Raw genomic sequence first — 19,891 nt, 5'->3', positions numbered from 1 at the left:
ATGAAAAATCGCGTTAAAGGTTGGTTGTTGGCTGCCACGGTGCTGCTGTGCGCGCAGGCCGGGGCGGCGAGCCTCTCAGATATTCAGGTGTCGAACGGGGAAAATCAGGCCCGGATCACGTTTAGCTTTATGGGCGACCCAGAATATGCGTTTTCTCAGCCAGACAGCCACAGCGTGGCGCTGGATATCAAACAAACGGGCGTAATCCAGGGATTACCGCTGCGGTTCAGCGGTAACAACCTGGTGAAAAGTATCCGTTCGGGAACGCCGCAGGATAGCCAGTCGTTACGCCTGGTTGTGGATCTGACCGAAAAGGGCAAAACGAAGGCGGTGAAGCAGCAAAACGGGGCGAACTATACGGTGGTCTTTACCATCAATGCCGACGCACCGCCGCCACCTCCACCGCCTGCACCGGTGGTGGCGAAGCGCGTGGAAGAACCTGTGTATACCCCGCGTCCGTCTGAACCTGCCCGTAATCCGTTTAAGTCGCAAAACGATCGCATCACAGCGGCAACCAGCAGTAATACGGTGATGCGTCCGGCGGCCAGCGCACGACGCGCGGCGGTTAGCGGTGACAAAGTGATCATCGCCATCGATGCAGGTCACGGCGGGCAGGATCCTGGCGCAATTGGCCCGGGCGGTACGCGGGAGAAAAACGTGACAATCGCGGTAGCCCGCAAGCTCAGGACGCTGTTAAACGACGATCCGATGTTTAAAGGCGTGCTCACTCGCGACGGCGACTATTTTATTTCCGTAATGGGACGCTCGGACGTGGCGCGTAAGCAAAACGCAAACTTCCTGGTTTCCATTCATGCGGATGCCGCGCCGAATCGTAGCGCGACCGGCGCCTCTGTTTGGGTGCTGTCGAACCGTCGCGCCAACAGTGAAATGGCAAACTGGCTTGAAGAGCATGAGAAACAATCTGAACTGTTAGGCGGTGCGGGTGATGTGCTCGCTAATAGCCAGTCTGACCCGTATCTCAGCCAGGCGGTGCTGGATTTACAGTTCGGTCATTCCCAGCGCGTCGGGTATGATGTCGCGACTAACGTACTGAACCAGCTACAGGGCATCGGGGCATTGCACAAGCGCCGTCCGGAGCATGCGAGCCTGGGTGTTCTGCGTTCGCCGGATATTCCATCGATCCTCGTGGAAACGGGCTTTATCAGCAACAACGGTGAAGAGCGCCTGCTGGGAAGCGACAGTTACCAGCAGCAGATTGCCGAAGCGATTTATAACGGTCTGCGTAAATATTTTGAAGCCCATCCGCTTCAGTCAGCGCCGCAAAGCGGTGCAGGCCAGACGGCCAGTGCCGCGCTGCCGGGTGAGATGACCGCCACAAATTAAGGAGAATTCATGCCGATTCAGGTTCTACCGCCGCAGCTCGCGAACCAAATCGCCGCCGGTGAGGTGGTGGAGCGCCCTGCGTCGGTGGTGAAGGAACTGGTGGAAAACAGCCTCGATGCGGGGGCAACCCGCATTGATATTGATATCGAACGCGGCGGCGCAAAGCTTATTCGTATTCGTGACAACGGCTGTGGCATCAAAAAAGACGAGCTGGCGCTGGCGCTGGCGCGTCACGCCACCAGTAAAATTGCCTCTTTGGACGATCTGGAAGCCATTATCAGCCTTGGTTTTCGCGGCGAAGCGCTGGCGAGCATCAGTTCCGTATCCCGCTTAACCCTGACCTCCCGTACCGCGGAACAGCAGGAGGCCTGGCAGGCCTACGCTGAAGGACGCGATATGGACGTCACGGTCAAACCTGCGGCGCACCCTGTCGGCACCACGCTTGAAGTGCTGGACCTGTTCTATAACACCCCCGCCCGACGCAAGTTCATGCGTACCGAGAAGACCGAATTCGGACACATCGATGAGATCATTCGCCGCATCGCGCTGGCGCGATTCGATGTCACCATCAACCTCAGCCATAACGGTAAGGTGATGCGTCAGTATCGTGCGGTGGCGGAAGGTGGGCAGAAGGAACGCCGGTTAGGGGCTATCTGCGGCACGCCGTTCCTTGAAAAAGCGCTGGCGATAGAGTGGCAGCATGGCGATCTGGCGCTGCGCGGTTGGGTGGCAGACCCGAACGCGAGCAGCGCCGCCTTTGCTGAGATCCAATACTGCTACGTGAATGGCCGCATGATGCGCGACCGCCTGATCAACCACGCCATTCGTCAGGCCTGTGAAGACAAACTCGGCGCGGATCAACAGCCCGCGTTTGTGCTTTATCTGGAGATCGACCCCCATCAGGTGGATGTGAACGTCCATCCTGCGAAGCATGAGGTGCGCTTCCACCAGTCACGTCTGGTTCATGACTTTATTTATCAGGGTGTTGTCACGGTATTGCAGCAGCAGGCGGAGCCAACGCTGCCGCTGGAAAACGACGCCCCGGCACCGCGTCAGCTGCCGGAAAACCGGGTGGCGGCTGGCCGCAACCACTTTGCTGAACCCGCCGCTGCCCGCGAACCCTCGGCTCCGCGTTTCTCCGCGGCGGGCAGCGCGCCTCGCCCTACGGGGGCGAACTACCCCAACGCTCAGTCGGGTTATCAGAAGCAGCAGGGGGCGCTGTACCGCAAACTGCTTGATACGCCCGCCGTGGAACGTAAAGAGCATATCGAGGTGTCGCAACCTTCACTGGACGGGCATAGCCAGAGCTTTGGTCGTGTACTGACGATTGTTGCTCCGGATATGGCATTGCTCGAACGCGAGGGGAAACTGATGCTACTGGCGTTGCCGGTGGCGGAACGCTGGCTTAAACAGGCGCAGCTGACGCCGGGGGAAAACGCCGCCTGCGCACAGCCGTTGCTGATCCCGGTCCGGTTAAAGATAACCCCTGAAGAAACAGGGGTTTTGCAGCGTGCACAGGCGCTTCTTGCCGAAATGGGCATAGAAATCGTGCTGGAAGCGCAGCATGTGACAATTCGCGCAGTGCCTTTACCCTTACGCCAACAAAATTTACAAAACTTGATTCCTGAACTGATAGGCTACCTGGCGCAGCAAACGTCGTTTGATGCCGCCAACACCGCGCAGTGGATCGCTCGCCATCTGGCCAGTGAACACTCTCCGTGGAGTATGGCGCAGGCGATTACCGTGTTGGCAGAGGTTGAACGCCTTTGCCCACATCTGGTGAAAACGCCGCCGGGTGGATTATTACAACCTGTTGATTTAAAAACGGCGATGACCGCCCTGAGACATGATTGACGTAAGTAAGGCGAGCCTGCCTAAGGCGATTTTTTTAATGGGCCCTACGGCCTCCGGTAAAACAGCGTTAGCCATTGAGTTACGTAAAGTTTTGCCTGTAGAGTTGATTAGCGTCGATTCCGCCCTCATTTATCGAGGAATGGACATCGGCACGGCGAAGCCAGACGCAGACGAACTGCGCGCGGCACCGCACCGTTTGCTGGATATTCTCGACCCGGCTCAGGCGTACTCCGCAGCAGACTTTCGCCGCGATGCCTTAGCCGAGATGGCCGACATTACCGCTGCGGGACGAATACCGCTACTGGTTGGCGGAACCATGCTCTACTTCAAGGCGCTGCTGGAGGGGTTATCGCCTCTGCCATCGGCAGATCCGGACGTACGAGCCAGGATTGAACAGCAGGCGGCAGAGCAGGGATGGGACGTTTTGCACCAGCAACTGGCGGAGATTGACCCGGTTGCTGCAGCGCGAATCCATCCGAATGATCCGCAAAGGCTTTCCCGGGCACTGGAAGTTTTTTTCATTTCGGGTAAAACTTTAACGGAACTGACGCAAACGTCAGGAGACGCTCTGCCGTATCAGGTGCATCAGTTCGCCATCGCCCCGGCGAGCCGTGAACTGCTCCATCAACGAATTGAGCAGCGTTTTCATCAGATGTTGGCTTCAGATTTTGAAGCAGAAGTGCGGGCGCTATTTGCCCGTGGAGATTTGCATACGGATATGCCTTCCGTTCGTTGTGTGGGATACCGCCAGATGTGGTCGTATCTTGAAGGTGAGATTTCATACGATGAAATGGTTTATCGAGGTGTTTGCGCCACGAGGCAGTTAGCGAAGCGCCAGATCACCTGGTTGCGCGGTTGGGAGGGCGTTCACTGGTTAGACAGTGAAAAGCCGCAACAGGCGTTAAACGAAGTGATTGAGGTTGTTGGTGATATCGCTGACTGAATGTGTACAATTGAGACGTATCGTGCGCAATTTTTCAGAATCGCAAGGTTCTAAGTACAAAACAAGCATATAAGGAAAAGATAGAATGGCTAAGGGGCAATCTTTACAAGATCCGTTCCTGAACGCATTGCGTCGGGAACGTGTTCCAGTTTCTATTTATTTGGTGAATGGTATTAAGCTGCAAGGTCAGATTGAGTCTTTCGATCAGTTCGTGATTCTGTTGAAAAACACGGTCAGTCAGATGGTCTACAAGCACGCTATTTCTACTGTTGTTCCGTCCCGTCCGGTATCTCATCACAGCAATAACGCTGGCGGCGGCACTGGTAGTAACTACCATCATGGCAGCAACGCGCAGGGTTCTTCAACGCCGGCGCAGGACAGCGACGAGACCGAATAAGGTTTCGCACTGTTATCCACACGGGGAGCCAGGGATCCTGCGTTCCCCGCTGATCTTTTTAGAGAGGTTTACGCTTGTTTGACCGTTATGATGCCGGTGAGCAGGCGGTGCTGGTACACATCTATTTTTCGCAAGACAAAGATATGGAAGACCTCCAGGAGTTTGAATCTCTGGTCTCTTCTGCCGGTGTCGAAGCAATGCAGGTGATTACCGGTAGCCGTAAAGCGCCGCACCCAAAGTATTTTGTTGGTGAAGGTAAAGCAGTCGAAATTGCGGATGCCGTAAAAGCAACCGGCGCGTCAGTCGTGTTGTTTGATCATGCGCTGTCTCCAGCCCAGGAGCGCAACCTGGAAGCCCTTTGCGAATGCCGTGTTATCGATCGCACGGGATTGATTTTAGATATTTTTGCTCAGCGTGCGCGTACCCACGAAGGTAAGCTGCAGGTTGAACTGGCGCAGTTGCGCCATCTGGCAACGCGTCTTGTGCGTGGCTGGACACACCTTGAAAGACAAAAAGGCGGGATTGGTTTGCGCGGCCCGGGTGAAACCCAGCTCGAAACCGACCGTCGTTTGCTGCGTGGCCGTATTACCCAGATCCTCTCACGTCTGGAAAGAGTTGAGAAACAGCGTGAGCAGGGACGTCGGGCGCGAACGAAAGCCGATATCCCGACGGTGTCGCTGGTGGGGTATACCAACGCCGGTAAATCCACCCTGTTTAACCAGATCACCGAGGCCCAGGTTTATGCCGCTGACCAGCTGTTTGCGACCCTGGACCCGACGCTGCGCCGTATTGACGTTGCTGACGTCGGTGAGACGGTGCTGGCGGATACCGTAGGGTTTATCCGTCATTTGCCGCATGACCTGGTGGCGGCCTTTAAAGCGACGTTGCAGGAGACGCGACAGGCGACCCTGCTGCTGCACGTGATTGATGCGGCAGACGTGCGCGTTCAGGAGAACATCGACGCGGTGAACGTGGTGCTCGAAGAGATCGACGCCCACGAAATCCCAACGCTGTTGGTGATGAACAAGATCGATATGCTGGACGATTTCGAACCGCGTATCGACAGAGATGAAGAGAACAAACCGATTCGGGTCTGGCTTTCTGCCCAGACCGGTATCGGTGTGCCACTGCTTTTCCAGGCTTTGACAGAACGTCTTTCCGGTGAGGTCGCCCAGCACACGCTGCGATTGCCGCCACAGGAAGGCAGGCTGCGCAGCCGGTTTTATCAGCTTCAGGCGATAGAAAAAGAGTGGATGGAGGATGACGGCAGCGTGGGGATGCAGGTGCGTATGCCGATCGTTGACTGGCGTCGCCTCTGTAAACAAGAACCTGCGCTGGCGGACTATATCGTCTGATCAGAAAGGGGAAGCCTGAATAATTCGCCCTTGCATAACAAATATGGAGCATATACATGGCGTGGAATCAGCCCGGTAATAACGGACAAGACCGCGACCCGTGGGGAAGCAGCAATAATCAAGGCGGCAACTCTGGGGGAAATGGCAACAAAGGTGGTCGCGAGCAGGGGCCGCCGGATCTGGATGATATCTTCCGCAAGCTGAGCAAAAAGCTCGGTGGCCTTGGCGGAGGAAAAGGTTCTGGCTCGGGTGGTAATTCCACTCAGAGTCCGCGCCCGCCAATGGGTGGCCGCGTAGTGGGCATTGTGGCCGCTGCGGTGGTAATCATCTGGGCAGCCAGCGGGTTCTACACCATTAAAGAAGCAGAACGCGGCGTGGTCACTCGTTTCGGTAAGTTCAGCCATCTGGTTGAACCGGGCCTGAACTGGAAACCGACCTTCGTTGACAACGTCACCGCGGTTAACGTGGAGTCCGTCCGTGAACTGGCGGCATCTGGCGTGATGCTGACCTCTGACGAGAACGTCGTGCGCGTTGAGATGAACGTGCAGTACCGCGTAACCGATCCTGAGCGTTATCTGTTTAGCGTGACCAGCGCTGATGACAGCCTGCGTCAGGCGACCGACAGCGCCCTGCGTGGCGTGATCGGCAAGTACACCATGGACCGTATTCTGACCGAAGGTCGTACCGTTATTCGTAGCGATACCCAGCGCGAGCTGGAAGAGACCATTCGTCCATACAACATGGGTATCACCCTGCTGGACGTCAACTTCCAGGCTGCGCGTCCGCCGGAAGAGGTGAAAGCCGCATTTGACGATGCGATTGCTGCACGTGAAAACGAACAGCAGTACATCCGTGAAGCGGAAGCGTACACCAACGAAGTTCAGCCGCGTGCTAACGGTCAGGCGCAGCGTATTCTGGAAGAAGCACGCGCGTATAAGACGCAGACCATCCTGGAAGCACAGGGTGAAGTGGCTCGCTTCGCGAAGATCCTGCCGGAGTATAAAGCGGCACCGGAAATTACCCGCGAGCGTCTGTATATCGAGACCATGGAAAAAGTGCTGAGCCACACCCGCAAAGTGTTGGTTAACGACAGCAAAGGCGGAAACCTGATGGTCCTGCCGCTGGATCAGATGCTGAAAGGCGGTTCTGCACCGGCTGCGAAAGACACCAGCGGTGCGAATAACCTGCTGCGTCTGCCACCAGCCTCTTCAGGCAGCGCCAGCGCGAACACAACGCCTTCTTCGAACGATGGTGACATTATGGACCAACGCCGTGCTAACGCGCAGCGTAACGACTACCAGCGTCAGGGGGAATAAGGATGCGTAAGTCAGTTATTGCGATCATCGTCATCGTACTGGTCGTGCTGTATACCTCGATCTTTGTGGTGAAAGAAGGCGAGCGTGGGATCAAATTCCAGTTCAGCAGCGTCGTGCGTGATGGTGACAAACGCCCGGTGATTTACGAACCGGGTCTGCACTTCAAGGTGCCTTTCATTCAGTCAGTGAAAACGCTTGATGCGCGTATCCAGACCATGGATAACCAGGCCGACCGTTTCGTGACCAAAGAGAAGAAAGACCTGATCGTTGATTCCTACATCAAATGGCGTATCAGCGACTTCAGCCGTTACTTCCTGGCAACGGGCGGTGGCGATGTTTCTCAGGCAGAAGTGCTGCTGAAACGTAAGTTCTCTGACCGTCTGCGTTCTGAGATTGGTCGTCTGGATGTGAAAGACATCGTGACCGACTCCCGCGGCCGTCTGACGCTGGAAGTACGTGATGCGCTGAACTCCGGTACAGCGGGCACGGAAGACGAAGTGGAAACGCCAGCAGCGGATGACGCGATTGCTAAAGCCGCTGAACGTGTTCAGGCTGAAACCAACGGTAAAGTGCCGGTGATCAACCCGAACAGTATGGCCGCGCTGGGTATCGAAGTCGTTGACGTGCGTATCAAGCAAATCAACCTGCCAGCGGAAGTGTCCGAGGCGATCTACAACCGTATGCGCGCCGAGCGTGAAGCGGTAGCCCGTCGTCACCGTTCACAGGGTCAGGAAGAGGCTGAGAAGCTGCGTGCCGCTGCGGACTACGAAGTGACCAAGACGCTCGCAGAGTCTGAACGTCAGGGTCGTATCCTGCGCGGTGAAGGCGATGCCGAAGCGGCGAAGCTGTTTGCTGATGCCTTCAGTCAGGATCCAGACTTCTATGCCTTTATCCGTAGCCTGCGTGCTTACGAGAATAGCTTCCAGAGCAACCAGGATGTGATGGTGCTCAGCCCGGACAGCGATTTCTTCCGTTATATGAAGACGCCGACTAACGCAACGCGATAAACTCAGGTCCGTTTGAGTATTCAAACCACCGCTCTCAACGGAGCGGTGGTTTTCTTTTATAAGGACTAAAAATGAATTCAACGATCTGGCTCGCGCTGGCCCTGGTTTTGGTGCTTGAAGGTCTTGGACCGATGCTTTATCCGCGCGCCTGGCGTCGAATGATCGCGACGATGAGCCAACTGCCGGATAATATTTTGCGTCGTTTTGGCGGCGGTCTTGTGGTTGCAGGTATCGTTATCTACTACATGTTGAAGAAAACGATTGGCTGATCAAAAAGTAGGCGCAATCGGCGTATTTTGAGGTCAAAAAGTGCTGTATATCTGAAAAAGCGATGGTAGAATCCATTTTTAAGCAAACGGTGATTTTGAAAAAAATGGGTAACAACGTCGTCGTACTGGGCACCCAATGGGGTGACGAAGGTAAAGGGAAGATTGTTGATCTTCTGACTGAACGGGCTAAATATGTTGTACGCTACCAGGGCGGTCACAACGCAGGCCATACTCTCGTAATCAACGGTGAAAAAACCGTCCTCCATCTTATTCCATCAGGCATTCTTCGCGAAAACGTCACCAGCATCATCGGTAACGGCGTTGTGCTGTCTCCTGCTGCGCTGATGAAAGAGATGAAAGGTCTGGAAGACCGTGGTATCCCTGTTCGTGAGCGTCTGCTGCTCTCTGAAGCCTGCCCGCTGATCCTGGATTATCATGTGGCGCTGGACGTTGCGCGTGAAAAAGCGCGTGGCGCGAAAGCGATCGGTACCACCGGTCGTGGTATCGGCCCGGCTTACGAAGATAAAGTTGCACGTCGCGGTCTGCGCGTGGGCGATCTCTTCGACAAAGTGACCTTCGCTGAAAAACTGAAAGAAGTGATGGAATATCACAACTTCCAGCTGGTGAATTTCTACAAAGCTGACGCTGTTGACTACCAGAAAGTGCTGGATGACGTCATGGCGGTGGCTGATATTCTGACCGGTATGGTTGTGGATGTGTCCGATCTGCTGGACCAGGCGCGCAAGCGTGGCGATTTCGTCATGTTCGAAGGTGCGCAGGGTACGCTGCTGGACATCGACCACGGTACCTATCCGTACGTAACCTCCTCTAACACCACCGCGGGTGGCGTGGCAACCGGCTCTGGCCTGGGTCCACGCTATGTGGATTACGTTCTGGGTATCATCAAAGCGTACTCCACTCGCGTGGGTGCCGGTCCATTCCCGACCGAGCTGTTTGATGAAACTGGCGAGTTCCTGTGCAAGCAGGGTAACGAGTTTGGCGCGACCACCGGTCGTCGTCGTCGTACCGGCTGGCTGGATGCGGTCGCAGTGCGTCGTGCAGTGCAGATCAACTCCCTGTCTGGCTTCTGCCTGACCAAGCTCGACGTACTGGACGGCCTGAAAGAAGTGAAAATCTGCGTTGGCTACCGTATGCCAGATGGCCGCGAAGTGACCACCACTCCGCTGGCTGCTGACGACTGGGAAGGCATCGAGCCAATCTACGAAACCATGCCGGGCTGGTCTGAGACCACTTTCGGTGTGAAAGAGCGTAGCGGCCTGCCGCAGGCGGCGCTGGATTACATCAAGCGCATTGAAGAACTGACCGAAGTGCCGATCGATATTATTTCTACCGGCCCGGATCGTACTGAAACGATGATCCTGCGCGACCCGTTCGACGCATAATCTTCGTGACTGCTGGCCTGCGGGGAGACCCGTAGGCCGGATAAGCGTAGCGCCATCCGGCGACCGCTCCTGGATCTCCGCTTTTTCGCCCCGTCTGTCAAATAAATTAGCCCCTAACTATCTGGCTGGTTTATCATCATTAATGAATATCTCTGCGGTTTCACCGCGTTTTCCCTTTTTCCCTGAGGTTGATGTGCAGTTAACGAGTTTCACCGATTACGGCTTACGCGCCCTGATTTACATGGCGTCGTTACCCGATGGAAAGATGACCAGCATCTCTGAGGTAACAGAGGTCTATGGTGTATCCCGTAATCATATGGTCAAAATAATCAATCAACTTAGCCGTGCCGGATACGTTGCTGCCGTCCGCGGGAAGAATGGTGGGATCCGTCTCGGTAAACCGGCACAGAGTATTCGCGTTGGGGATGTGGTACGTGAACTGGAGCCGTTGTCTCTGGTGAACTGCAGCAGCGAGTTCTGCCACATTACCCCCGCTTGCCGCCTGAAACAGGCGCTTTCTAAGGCCGTGCAAAGTTTTCTCATGGAGCTGGATAACTACACGCTGGCCGATTTGGTTGAAGAGAATCAACCGCTTTATAAATTATTGCTGGTGGAATGAAGAAAATTTCCACCGGAGCTGACAACGGAGGAACCGACATGTCACATGATCCTTTCCAGGAACGCGAAGCCGAAAAATACGCGAATCCTATCCCTAGCCGCGAGTTCATCATTGAACACTTAACAAAACGCGAAAAACCCGCCAATCGTGAAGAACTTGCCATTGAATTAAACATTGAAGGTGAAGAGCAAATTGAAGCCCTTCGCCGCCGCCTGCGCGCGATGGAGCGTGACGGGCAACTGGTCTTTACCCGCCGTCAGTGCTACGCGCTGCCAGAACGCCTCGATCTGCTGAAAGGGACCGTCATTGGTCACCGCGATGGCTTCGGCTTCCTGCGCGTGGAAGGCCGCAAAGACGATCTATACCTCTCATCTGAGCAGATGAAGATGTGTATCCACGGCGATCAGATCCTGGCGCAACCGCTGGGCGCGGACCGTAAAGGCCGCCGCGAAGCGCGCGTGGTGCGTGTGCTGGTGCCAAAAACCAGCCAGATTGTTGGCCGCTACTTTACCGACGCGGGCGTGGGCTTTGTGGTACCGGACGACAGCCGCCTGAGCTTCGACATTCTGATCCCACCTGAAGAGGTGATGGGCGCACGCATGGGCTTTGTGGTGGTAGTAGAACTCACCCAGCGCCCAACCCGTCGCACCAAAGCCGTAGGTAAAATCGTCGAAGTGTTGGGAGATAACATGGGCACCACGATGGCCGTTGATATGGCGCTGCGTACCCATGAGATCCCTTACGTCTGGCCGAAAGCGGTTGAAGATCAGATCGAAAGCCTGCGCGAAGAAGTGCCGGAAGAGTCTAAGGTGGGCCGCGTGGATCTGCGCTCCCTGCCGCTGGTCACTATTGATGGCGAAGACGCCCGCGACTTTGATGATGCCGTTTACTGTGAGAAAAAACGCGGTGGCGGCTGGCGTCTGTGGGTTGCTATCGCTGACGTAAGCTATTATGTCCGTCCGCATACGCCGCTGGATAACGAAGCGCGCAGCCGCGGTACGTCGGTCTACTTCCCGTCTCAGGTTGTGCCGATGCTGCCGGAAGTGCTCTCTAACGGTCTGTGCTCCCTGAACCCGCAGGTTGACCGTCTTTGCATGGTCTGCGAGATGACCATCTCGACCAAAGGGCGCTTAACCGGCTTCAAATTCTACGAAGCAGTGATGAGCTCGCACGCGCGTCTGACCTATACCAAGGTCTGGCATATGCTGCAGGGCGACCAGGATCTGCGCGAGCAGTACGCGCCGCTGGTCAAACACATCGAAGAGCTGCACAACCTCTACAAAACGCTGGAACAGGCGCGCGAAGAGCGCGGCGGGATCTCGTTTGAGAGCGAAGAGGCGAAATTCATCTTCAACGCCGAACGCCGCATTGAGCGTATTGAGCAGACCCAGCGTAACGACGCCCACAAGCTGATCGAAGAGTGTATGATCCTGGCGAACATCTCGGCGGCACGTTTCGTTGAGAAAGCCAAAGAGCCAGCGCTGTTCCGTATTCACGATAAGCCGACCACGGAAGCCATTACCTCATTCCGTTCCGTGCTGGCTGAACTGGGCCTGGAGCTGCCGGGTGGCAACAAGCCAGAGCCGCGCGATTACGCCGAGCTGCTGGAATCCATCGGCGATCGTCCTGATGCAGAAATGCTGCAAACCATGCTGCTGCGCTCCATGAAGCAGGCGATCTACGATCCGGAAAACCGCGGCCACTTCGGTCTGGCGCTGCAGTCTTACGCCCACTTCACGTCGCCGATCCGTCGTTATCCTGACCTTTCCCTGCACCGTGCGATCAAGTATCTGCTGGCGCAGGAGCAGGGCCACAAAGGGAACACCACCGAAACCGGCGGCTACCACTATTCGATGGAAGAGATGCTGCAGCTGGGCCAGCACTGCTCCATGGCCGAACGTCGTGCCGATGAAGCAACACGTGACGTGGCGGACTGGCTGAAGTGTGACTTTATGCTCGATCAGGTGGGTAACGTCTTTAAAGGCGTGATTGCCAGCGTGACCGGCTTTGGTTTCTTCGTTCGTCTGGACGAGCTGTTCATCGACGGTCTGGTGCACGTCTCCAGCCTGGATAACGACTACTACCGCTTTGATCAGGTCGGACAACGCCTGATTGGCGAGTCTGGCGGCCAGACATACCGTCTGGGCGACCGTGTGGAAGTGAAGGTCGAAGCCGTGAATATGGACGACCGTAAAATCGACTTCAGCCTGATCTCCAGCGAACGCGCGCCGCGTAACGTCGGCAAAACCGAGCGTGAGAAAGCGAAAAAAGGCGGTAACGGTAAACCGGGCGGCGGTAAACGTCGTCAGGCGGGCAAGAAGGTAAACTTCGAGCCGGACAGCGCGTTCCGCGGCGAGAAGAAACAGAAGCCGAAGGCGGCGAAGAAAGAAGCTCGCTCAGCGAAAAAACCGTCCGCTAAAACGCAGAAAATAGCTGCCGCCACCAAAGCGAAGCGTGCGGCCAAGAAAAAGCAGGCGGAGTAAATTCTCCCCTCACCCTGACCCTCTCCCCTACGGGGGGAGGGGAAATACTTATTACGAGAACCATCAATGAGTGAAATGATTTACGGCATCCATGCGGTGCAGGCCCTTCTCGAGCGCGCACCGGAGCGTTTTCAGGAAGTCTTTATTCTGAAAGGGCGTGAAGATAAGCGTCTGATGCCGCTGATCCACGCGCTGGAAGCGCAGGGCGTGGTGATCCAGCTGGCAAACCGTCAGTTCCTGGATGAGAAAAGTGAAGGTGCGGTACACCAGGGCATTATTGCGCGCGTGAAGCCGGGCCGTCAGTATCAGGAAAACGATCTGCCGGATCTGATTGCCGAACTGGATAACCCGTTCTTCCTGATCCTCGATGGCGTTACCGATCCGCACAACCTCGGTGCCTGTCTGCGTAGCGCCGATGCGGCGGGCGTACACGCGGTGATTGTGCCGAAAGATCGCTCCGCGCAGCTGAACGCGACGGCGAAGAAAGTGGCCTGCGGCGCGGCGGAAAACGTTCCGCTGATCCGCGTGACCAACCTGGCGCGTACCATGCGTCTGCTGCAGGAAGAGAACATCTGGATCGTCGGTACCGCCGGTGAAGCGGATCATACGCTGTACCAGAGCAAAATGACCGGCCGTCTGGCGCTGGTGATGGGGGCGGAAGGCGAAGGTATGCGTCGTCTGACGCGCGAGCACTGTGACGAGCTTATCAGCATCCCGATGGCGGGCAGCGTGTCGTCCCTGAATGTGTCCGTTGCGACGGGTATCTGCCTGTTTGAAGCGGTGCGTCAGCGAGGGTAGTCTGTTGTGCCGGGTGGCGGCTTCGCCTTACCCGGCCTACAAAGGCACGGTACCGTAGGCCCGGTAAGCGCAGCGCCACCGGGCATTAACCTCACTCCTCCAGCGACCGCAAATGGTCATCCTTTCTCAGCGTCATCAGGGCAAAGATACTCACTACCGCCGTCGCCATCACGTAATACGCCGGAATATCCAGGTTGCCCGTCTGCTTAATCAGCCCGGTAATGATTAACCCTGCACATCCCGAGAAAATCGCGTTCGACAAAGAGTAGGCCAGCCCCAGCCCCGTATAGCGCACGCGTGTCGGGAACATCTCAGATAGCATTGCCGGGCCCGGCCCCGCCAGCATCCCGACCAGACCGCCCGCAATCAACACCACAACAGCCTTCACCGCCAGCGTACTCGACTCCGCCTGCAGGATTTTCAGCAGCGGCAGGGCGAGGATCAGCAAAAGCGCGGTGGCGATAATCATCACCGTGCGGCGCCCGATCCGGTCGCTCAGGATCCCCGACGGAATAATCGTCAGCGCAAACCCAATATTCGAAATCACCGCTATCAGCAGCGCCTGGTTAAACCCGGTGTGCAGCGCCGACTGCAGATAGGTCGGCATAATCACCAGGTAGGTATACCCCGCAGCAGACCAGACCATCACGCGCCCAATCCCCATCACGATGGCCCGGAGCGTGGCGGCAGTATCCGCCTGAGCGACAGCCGGTTTATCCTGCTGCTGCACAAAGCTTGGCGTTTCTTCCATGCTGACCCGAAGCCACAGCGCAACGACGCCCATAGGCAGCGCCAGGAAGAACGGAATGCGCCAGCCCCAGTCGTGGAGGGCTTCCGGCGTGAGGAGGGCGGAGAGCAGCGCCACGATGCCTGCCCCCGCCAGCAGCCCCAGCGCCACGGTAAAGGACTGCCACGCGCCATAGAGTCCACGCTTGCCGCGCGGGGCGAACTCCGTCATCAGCGAGACCGCACCGCCGTACTCGCCCCCCGCGAACAGCCCCTGCAGGATGCGCAGCAGTGTAATAATGAGCGGGGCGGCAATCCCGATGCTGGCGTAGACCGGCACAATGCCGATGGTGGCGGTAGCGAGCGTCATCAGCACCAGCACAATGATTAGCGTCGGCTTACGGCCAATCCGGTCGCCGATGCGGCCAAACACCACCGCACCCAGCGGGCGGAAGAAGAAGGCGATGGCAAACGAGGCGTAGGTGAGGATCAGGCTGGTAAGCCCCGCTTCTCCTTCAAGCTGGAAGAAGTTTTTCGCAATAACGGTCGCCAGAAAACCGTAGACCGCAAACTCATACCACTCGATAAAGTTACCAATGGAGCCTGCAATTAATGCACGCTTGTGCGCGTCCCGTTGCATAACGATCCTCACTGAAAGGGGTAAGAATAAATTATTCAACAAAAGCGAAGTGATGAAATAGTTTATTCTTATGTTATGTGAGCTATTTCACGAATGATATCAGCGGGATCGTGAACGTGTGATTCCCCTCCCATGCAGCGTGCGCGCGGTCTGTCCATACTTATCGTCATTGCCACTGAAGGAGGGAGACAGCATGCACTGGCAGACCCACACCGTTTTCAATCAACCGGCACCGCTTTCCAACAGCAACCTTTTTCTCTCAGACTGCGCCCTGCGCGATGCGGTTACGCGTGAAGGCGCCGAGTGGGATATTGAGTTGCTCGCCAGTATCGGGCAGCAATTAGGTACCGCGGAGTCGCTGGAGCTTGGCAGGCTGGCAAACGTCAACCCGCCCGAGCTGTTACGCTATGACGCCACGGGCGAGCGGCTGGACGACGTGCGTTTTCATCCGGCATGGCATCTGCTGATGCAGGGGCTTTGCGCCAACCGCGTGCATAACCTGGCGTGGGAAGAGGAGGCGCGTAAAGGGGCGTTTGTCGCTCGGGCCGCGCGCTTTGTGCTTCATGCTCAGGTGGAGGCCGGCACGCTGTGCCCTGTCACCATGACGTTCGCCGCCACGCCGCTGCTGCAGCAGGCGCTCCCCAAAATATTTCACGACTGGCTCACGCCGCTGCTCAGCGATCGCTACGATCCGCATCTGGCCCCCGGCGCGCAAAAGCGCGGCCTGCTGATCGGTATGGGGATGACGGAAAAGCAGGGCGGCTCAGACGTGCTCAGCAATACCACCAAAGCGGAAAAATGCAGCGACGGCAGCTACCGGCTGGTGGGGCATAAATGGTTTTTCTCCGTGCCGCAAAGCGATGCACATCTGGTGCTGGCCCAGGCTAAGGGCGGGCTATCCTGCTTTTTTGTGCCGCGCTTTTTACCCGACGGACAACGCAACGCCGTCCGCCTGGAACGCCTCAAGGACAAGCTCGGGAACCGCTCCAACGCCAGCAGCGAGGCGGAATTCCTCGATGCCTCCGGCTGGTTGTTGGGGGAAGAAGGTGAAGGGGTACGGCAGATACTCAAAATGGGCGGTCTGACGCGCTTCGACTGCGCGCTGGGCAGCCACGGACTGATGCGTCGGGCGCTGTCGGTGGCGCTTTATCATGCCCATCAGCGGCAAACCTTCGGTAAAAATCTTATCGACCAGCCGATAATGCGTGAGGTGTTAAGCCGTATGGCGCTGGTGCTGGAGGGGCACACGGCGCTGCTGTTCCGCCTGGCCCGCGCGTGGGACAAGCGTGCCGATCCGCAAGAAGCTGCCTGGGCGCGGCTCTTCACTCCGGCGGCGAAATTTAGCGTGTGTAAAGCGGGCATCCCATTTGTCGCGGAGGCGATGGAGGTGCTGGGGGGGATCGGATATTGCGAAGAGAGCGAACTTCCCCGTCTGTACCGTGAAATGCCGGTCAACAGCATCTGGGAAGGATCGGGCAATATCATGTGCCTGGACGTGCTGCGCGTGCTGGCGAAGCAGCCGGGGATCCACGATCTGCTTGCAGACGAGTTTGCGCAGGTAAAAGGGCAGGACAGACACTTCGACCGCAGCTGGCGCCAGCTGCAGCAAAAACTGCGTAAGCCGCAGGAGGCACAGGGCCGGGAGATTGCTCAACAGCTCTTTTTACTGGGTGCCGGAAGCCAGATGCTGCGACACGCTTCACCGCCCGTGGCGCAGGCGTGGTGCCGCATGATGCTGGATACCCGTGGCGGAACGCTAATGAGCGAGCAGGTGCAAAATGACCTTCTGCTGCGCGCCACGGGCAGAGTCGGTTAGCCTTTTAGCTGGAACAGGCTGACCAGTTGGGTGAGGTGTGAGCCTTTCTCGCGCAGCGTGTGCGCGGTCTGCTCGCTGCGCGAGACGCGGTCGGCGTTGATGTGCGACGCTTCGCCAATGTGCGTCATGGCAAGATTCACCTGCCCAATCCCCGCGGATTGTTCGCGGGAAGCGTGGTTGATCTCGGTAACCAGCTGGCTGATGTTATCGATATGAACAATGATGGCGTCCATAGCCAGACGCGTCTTTTCTGACAGCGCGTGGCCTTCGCTTACCTTGTTCAGCGTATCGCCAATCAGGTGTTCAATCTCCTTCACCGCGTTGGCACTGCGTGCAGCCAGGTCGCGAACCTCCTGCGCCACCACGGCGAAGCCTTTGCCATGTTCGCCCGCGCGAGCCGCTTCGACCGCCGCATTCAGCGCCAGAATGTTAGTCTGGAACGCGATGGACTCAATCACGCGGGTAATGTCCTCAATGCGTTTAGAGGCATCGCGGATATCATCCATAGTCGACACCGCGTGGGTGACTGTCTCACCGCCCTGATGAACCGCGAGCGAGGTTTCACCCACCAGCTGCTGCGTTTGCTCCATGTTGGCGGCATTTTGCTGCACGGTGGCGGCCAGCTGCTCCATGCTGGCGGAAGTCTCTTCCACGCTGCTGGCCTGCTTGTTGATCTGCTCCGAGATTTCTCCGGTGTCGGAAGCCAGCGCATTGGTGCCCAAATGGATCTCGCCCGCGGCCTCACGCACCTGCAGGACAATTTTTTGCAGCCCATCGCCAATACCGTTGATGGCATCAACCAGCTGGCCGACCTCATCCTGACGCGTTACGGGCAGGCTGGCGCGCAGATCGCCTGCGGCATACTGGCGGGCCAGCTCGATCACGTTACGCAGCGGGCGGGTCAGCATCCGGCGAATGAGCATCACAAACAGGCCCGCGAAGAGCACGGAAATCACCACGCCCGCCAGCAAGAACCGGTCACGCATGGCGTTGACGCTTGCGAGAAGGACCGATTTATCCACTTCACCCACGATGGTCCAGTTCCAGCCCGGCAGCGGCGTATAGGCCATTTTCAGCGTGCGGCCGTCGTCGCTTACGCGCTCCAGCGTGCCGGAGGCATCGCTCAGCAGCTGCTGTTGGGTGGCGCTGTCCCACTTCGGCAGTTGCCCCTCTTCACTGCCGTGGAACAGGAACTGCCCGCGCGTTTTGCCGTGGCTGCGATCCAGCACATAGAAGTGCCCGCTCTCACCCAGCCGACGGTTGAGGATTTTCTCTCGCATAACGTTCCAGGAGTGTGTGATATCTACCCCAACAAAGATGATCCCAATCACCTGGCCTTCACCATTCTTAACCGGCTGGTACTGGGTGATGTAGCGTTTACCAAACAGCAGCGCCAGGCCACGGTAAACTTCGCCCCTGGTGACGGCCGCAAACGCCGGGCTGGTGGTATCCAGAAGGGTTCCCATCGCCCGGTCGCCATTCTCCTTGCGCAGAGAGGTGGCAACGCGAATAAAGTCGTTACCGCTGCGAACGAACAGCGTGGAGATTGCGCCCGTACGATTCAGAAAGTCGTCAGAAAAAGCATTGTTTTCATGCAGTTCAGATTCACCGCCTTTCAGCAAAGGCACATTGATCCCGCTAATGGTGCGGGTCTGACTCGTATCGACCGTAAATGGCTGAGGCAGGAAAGTGGTGAACAGTCGGGTATAGCTTTCGACCTCTTCGCTCAGACTGGTATTAAACATCTGCACCATATCGACCATGCCGGTGGACTGGTTATGCAAATCTTCGACGGCAAGCTCTTCAAGCTGCTGGCTGGCTTTATGGCTGAGCAGAAAAGTGAAAAGCAGAAACAGAATGGCGACACTCATACCGGTCAGCAGCGATAGCTTAGTGCCCAGACCCGCACGGCGGAACGAATTGATCATAAATTGCTCATCATTGAAAAGGTATGCCTGTTCAACGGCAGAGCAGCGATAACATTTATGCTATTAATGTAACAAAATGTTATTTGTTTGTTTTTGGATGGTTTTGAAAAAGATAAAAGATTTGCAAAAACGAAAAGCCACTAAAATTAAGTGGCTTTTATCAGGAGGGGTTAAACATAGAGGATGGCTTGTACCCGCCAATGATCGACATGGTTATCTTCCTGCATCTGGATGATGCGATACCAGGAAGCACCTTGTTCATCGGCTTTTAATGCAACGACACGTTCAACGTCTTGCGGGCTCCCCGAAATGTTATTCACGGAGATTTGGCCTATTTCATTCAGGCCAGTCACGCAATCAGCACTGGCAAATTCAGCTGATTGTGCGGTTGTGCTCACAAGGCCAGCTGAGAGCAACAGTGTGGTCAAGGCAAGAGTTCGTTTCATCGTCAGCTCCATTTCACATGTCTCCGGTATCCGCCGGGCAATCCTTCGCAAATAAACTCACTTCCATTGGTGCAGGCATGGAGTTTATTGTGGACAGGAAAATGTCTATGGACGCAAAGCAGTGTAAATGTCGTTCAAACGATCGCCATTACTTACGGTACAAAATCGCCTGCGAGTACCACTGTCCCGTAATGATGGTTTCGTCGATCATAATGATGACGTAATAATCTGCTTTGGCGGCTGCGGCTTGTGCTTCAATAGAGGCTTCCGCGTCATCCGGGGAACCGCGAACCAACGCGGAGACAGTGCCCATTCGCTGTAATCCTTCAGTCTGATTACGACGAATTTCCTGTGGGTGATCGGCGACCGGCGGAGCGGGTTGCGGTGTCCCCTGCAGCGCGCTACAGCCACTGAGCAGAAACACAAACAATAAAGCAGCAAACCTGCGCATAACCATATCTCGTTTCCTGATAGCCATAGTGTAGTTGCCTGTAAATTTAGTTTTGGGGGAATGTTCCCGAAGTGTTATCTGAGGCGAAGATTTCGA

General features: G+C 56.5%; 17 protein-coding genes. 13 read left to right on the top strand and 4 right to left on the bottom strand.

The window, feature by feature from the left end; all coding sequences use genetic code 11:
* The 12 genes from amiB to rlmB all read left to right on the top strand — a co-directional run bounded on the left by amiB (position 1) and on the right by rlmB (position 13,788).
* Complete coding sequence (gene amiB, locus AC2T6E_RS12580; RefSeq protein WP_458667500.1) at positions 1 to 1,344, top strand: N-acetylmuramoyl-L-alanine amidase AmiB; 1,344 nt, start codon at positions 1 to 3, stop codon at positions 1,342 to 1,344.
* Between the two features lie 9 nt (positions 1,345 to 1,353).
* The gene (gene mutL, locus AC2T6E_RS12575) at positions 1,354 to 3,198 is read left to right on the top strand and encodes a DNA mismatch repair endonuclease MutL (RefSeq protein ID WP_108417896.1); all 1,845 of its coding nucleotides are present in this window, start codon (positions 1,354 to 1,356) and stop codon (positions 3,196 to 3,198) included.
* Positions 3,191 to 4,141, top strand: a complete 951-nt coding sequence (gene miaA / locus AC2T6E_RS12570; protein WP_010427503.1) for a tRNA (adenosine(37)-N6)-dimethylallyltransferase MiaA — start codon at positions 3,191 to 3,193, stop codon at positions 4,139 to 4,141. Before mutL ends, miaA begins: the two co-directional genes overlap by 8 nt.
* Positions 4,142 to 4,226: 85 nt before the next feature.
* Entirely contained in the window at positions 4,227 to 4,538 is a 312-nt protein-coding gene (hfq, locus tag AC2T6E_RS12565; RefSeq protein ID WP_008502919.1) for an RNA chaperone Hfq, read from the top strand.
* Between the two features lie 74 nt (positions 4,539 to 4,612).
* Positions 4,613 to 5,893, top strand: coding sequence for a ribosome rescue GTPase HflX (gene hflX / locus AC2T6E_RS12560; RefSeq protein WP_010427502.1), 1,281 nt, complete (start codon positions 4,613 to 4,615; stop codon positions 5,891 to 5,893).
* A gap of 56 nt (positions 5,894 to 5,949) precedes the next feature.
* A complete protein-coding gene (gene hflK, locus AC2T6E_RS12555) occupies positions 5,950 to 7,209 on the top strand; it encodes an FtsH protease activity modulator HflK (protein WP_042713437.1) in 1,260 nt (419 codons plus the stop codon).
* A 2-nt stretch (positions 7,210 to 7,211) separates the two neighbouring features.
* Positions 7,212 to 8,216 carry a protease modulator HflC gene (hflC, locus tag AC2T6E_RS12550; protein WP_010427498.1) on the top strand — a complete coding sequence of 335 codons (1,005 nt, stop codon included), beginning with the start codon at positions 7,212 to 7,214 and terminating at the stop codon, positions 8,214 to 8,216.
* 71 nt (positions 8,217 to 8,287) lie between these two features.
* Positions 8,288 to 8,485, top strand: a complete 198-nt coding sequence (locus tag AC2T6E_RS12545) for a DUF2065 domain-containing protein (RefSeq protein ID WP_010427497.1) — start codon at positions 8,288 to 8,290, stop codon at positions 8,483 to 8,485.
* 104 nt (positions 8,486 to 8,589) lie between these two features.
* Positions 8,590 to 9,888 (top strand): adenylosuccinate synthase, encoded by a 1,299-nt coding sequence (locus tag AC2T6E_RS12540; protein WP_325839720.1) that lies wholly within the window; start codon positions 8,590 to 8,592, stop codon positions 9,886 to 9,888.
* A gap of 193 nt (positions 9,889 to 10,081) precedes the next feature.
* A complete protein-coding gene (nsrR, locus tag AC2T6E_RS12535) occupies positions 10,082 to 10,507 on the top strand; it encodes a nitric oxide-sensing transcriptional repressor NsrR (protein ID WP_010427492.1) in 426 nt (141 codons plus the stop codon).
* A 38-nt stretch (positions 10,508 to 10,545) separates the two neighbouring features.
* Positions 10,546 to 12,990: a ribonuclease R gene (gene rnr, locus AC2T6E_RS12530; protein ID WP_458667498.1), complete on the top strand. Its 2,445-nt coding sequence runs from the start codon at positions 10,546 to 10,548 to the stop codon at positions 12,988 to 12,990.
* A gap of 66 nt (positions 12,991 to 13,056) precedes the next feature.
* On the top strand, positions 13,057 to 13,788 hold the full coding sequence (gene rlmB / locus AC2T6E_RS12525) for a 23S rRNA (guanosine(2251)-2'-O)-methyltransferase RlmB (RefSeq protein ID WP_023334255.1): 732 nt from the start codon (positions 13,057 to 13,059) through the stop codon (positions 13,786 to 13,788).
* A 91-nt stretch (positions 13,789 to 13,879) separates the two neighbouring features.
* Here rlmB and AC2T6E_RS12520 read toward each other — a convergent pair whose 3' ends face one another.
* The gene (locus AC2T6E_RS12520; RefSeq protein WP_108417894.1) at positions 13,880 to 15,154 is read right to left on the bottom strand and encodes an MFS transporter; all 1,275 of its coding nucleotides are present in this window, start codon (positions 15,152 to 15,154) and stop codon (positions 13,880 to 13,882) included.
* 193 nt (positions 15,155 to 15,347) lie between these two features.
* On the opposite strand from AC2T6E_RS12520, the gene AC2T6E_RS12515 reads away from it, so the two are divergent.
* Positions 15,348 to 16,970: an isovaleryl-CoA dehydrogenase gene (locus tag AC2T6E_RS12515; RefSeq protein ID WP_454539726.1), complete on the top strand. Its 1,623-nt coding sequence runs from the start codon at positions 15,348 to 15,350 to the stop codon at positions 16,968 to 16,970.
* Here AC2T6E_RS12515 and AC2T6E_RS12510 read toward each other — a convergent pair.
* The 3 genes from AC2T6E_RS12510 to bsmA all read right to left on the bottom strand — a co-directional run bounded on the left by AC2T6E_RS12510 (position 16,967) and on the right by bsmA (position 19,822).
* The gene (locus AC2T6E_RS12510; protein ID WP_486691999.1) at positions 16,967 to 18,898 is read right to left on the bottom strand and encodes a methyl-accepting chemotaxis protein; all 1,932 of its coding nucleotides are present in this window, start codon (positions 18,896 to 18,898) and stop codon (positions 16,967 to 16,969) included. The genes AC2T6E_RS12515 and AC2T6E_RS12510 overlap by 4 nt on opposite strands.
* Positions 18,899 to 19,068: 170 nt before the next feature.
* Positions 19,069 to 19,344 carry a DUF1471 family protease activator YjfN gene (gene yjfN / locus AC2T6E_RS12505; RefSeq protein WP_139157912.1) on the bottom strand — a complete coding sequence of 92 codons (276 nt, stop codon included), beginning with the start codon at positions 19,342 to 19,344 and terminating at the stop codon, positions 19,069 to 19,071.
* Positions 19,345 to 19,492: 148 nt separating this feature from the next.
* Complete coding sequence (gene bsmA / locus AC2T6E_RS12500; protein ID WP_071985399.1) at positions 19,493 to 19,822, bottom strand: biofilm peroxide resistance protein BsmA; 330 nt, start codon at positions 19,820 to 19,822, stop codon at positions 19,493 to 19,495.
* Positions 19,823 to 19,891: the final 69 nt, after the last annotated feature.

The sequence above is a fragment of the Enterobacter sp. B79-1 genome (assembly GCF_057444735.1).
This window is presented reverse-complemented; position numbering and strand designations above follow the sequence as displayed.

What these genes read in the sequence shown, in the direction of transcription:
- amiB (WP_458667500.1), top strand. Translation starts at nt 1, where the DNA reads ATGAAAAATCGCGTTAAAGGTTGGTTGTTGGCTGCCACGGTGCTGCTG.
- mutL (WP_108417896.1), top strand. Translation starts at nt 1,354, where the DNA reads ATGCCGATTCAGGTTCTACCGCCGCAGCTCGCGAACCAAATCGCCGCC.
- miaA (WP_010427503.1), top strand. Translation starts at nt 3,191, where the DNA reads ATGATTGACGTAAGTAAGGCGAGCCTGCCTAAGGCGATTTTTTTAATG.
- hfq (WP_008502919.1), top strand. Translation starts at nt 4,227, where the DNA reads ATGGCTAAGGGGCAATCTTTACAAGATCCGTTCCTGAACGCATTGCGT.
- hflK (WP_042713437.1), top strand. Translation starts at nt 5,950, where the DNA reads ATGGCGTGGAATCAGCCCGGTAATAACGGACAAGACCGCGACCCGTGG.
- hflC (WP_010427498.1), top strand. Translation starts at nt 7,212, where the DNA reads ATGCGTAAGTCAGTTATTGCGATCATCGTCATCGTACTGGTCGTGCTG.
- AC2T6E_RS12545 (WP_010427497.1), top strand. Translation starts at nt 8,288, where the DNA reads ATGAATTCAACGATCTGGCTCGCGCTGGCCCTGGTTTTGGTGCTTGAA.
- AC2T6E_RS12540 (WP_325839720.1), top strand. Translation starts at nt 8,590, where the DNA reads ATGGGTAACAACGTCGTCGTACTGGGCACCCAATGGGGTGACGAAGGT.
- rnr (WP_458667498.1), top strand. Translation starts at nt 10,546, where the DNA reads ATGTCACATGATCCTTTCCAGGAACGCGAAGCCGAAAAATACGCGAAT.
- rlmB (WP_023334255.1), top strand. Translation starts at nt 13,057, where the DNA reads ATGAGTGAAATGATTTACGGCATCCATGCGGTGCAGGCCCTTCTCGAG.
- AC2T6E_RS12520 (WP_108417894.1), bottom strand. Translation starts at nt 15,154, where the DNA reads ATGCAACGGGACGCGCACAAGCGTGCATTAATTGCAGGCTCCATTGGT.
- AC2T6E_RS12515 (WP_454539726.1), top strand. Translation starts at nt 15,348, where the DNA reads ATGCACTGGCAGACCCACACCGTTTTCAATCAACCGGCACCGCTTTCC.
- AC2T6E_RS12510 (WP_486691999.1), bottom strand. Translation starts at nt 18,898, where the DNA reads ATGATCAATTCGTTCCGCCGTGCGGGTCTGGGCACTAAGCTATCGCTG.
- yjfN (WP_139157912.1), bottom strand. Translation starts at nt 19,344, where the DNA reads ATGAAACGAACTCTTGCCTTGACCACACTGTTGCTCTCAGCTGGCCTT.
- bsmA (WP_071985399.1), bottom strand. Translation starts at nt 19,822, where the DNA reads ATGGCTATCAGGAAACGAGATATGGTTATGCGCAGGTTTGCTGCTTTA.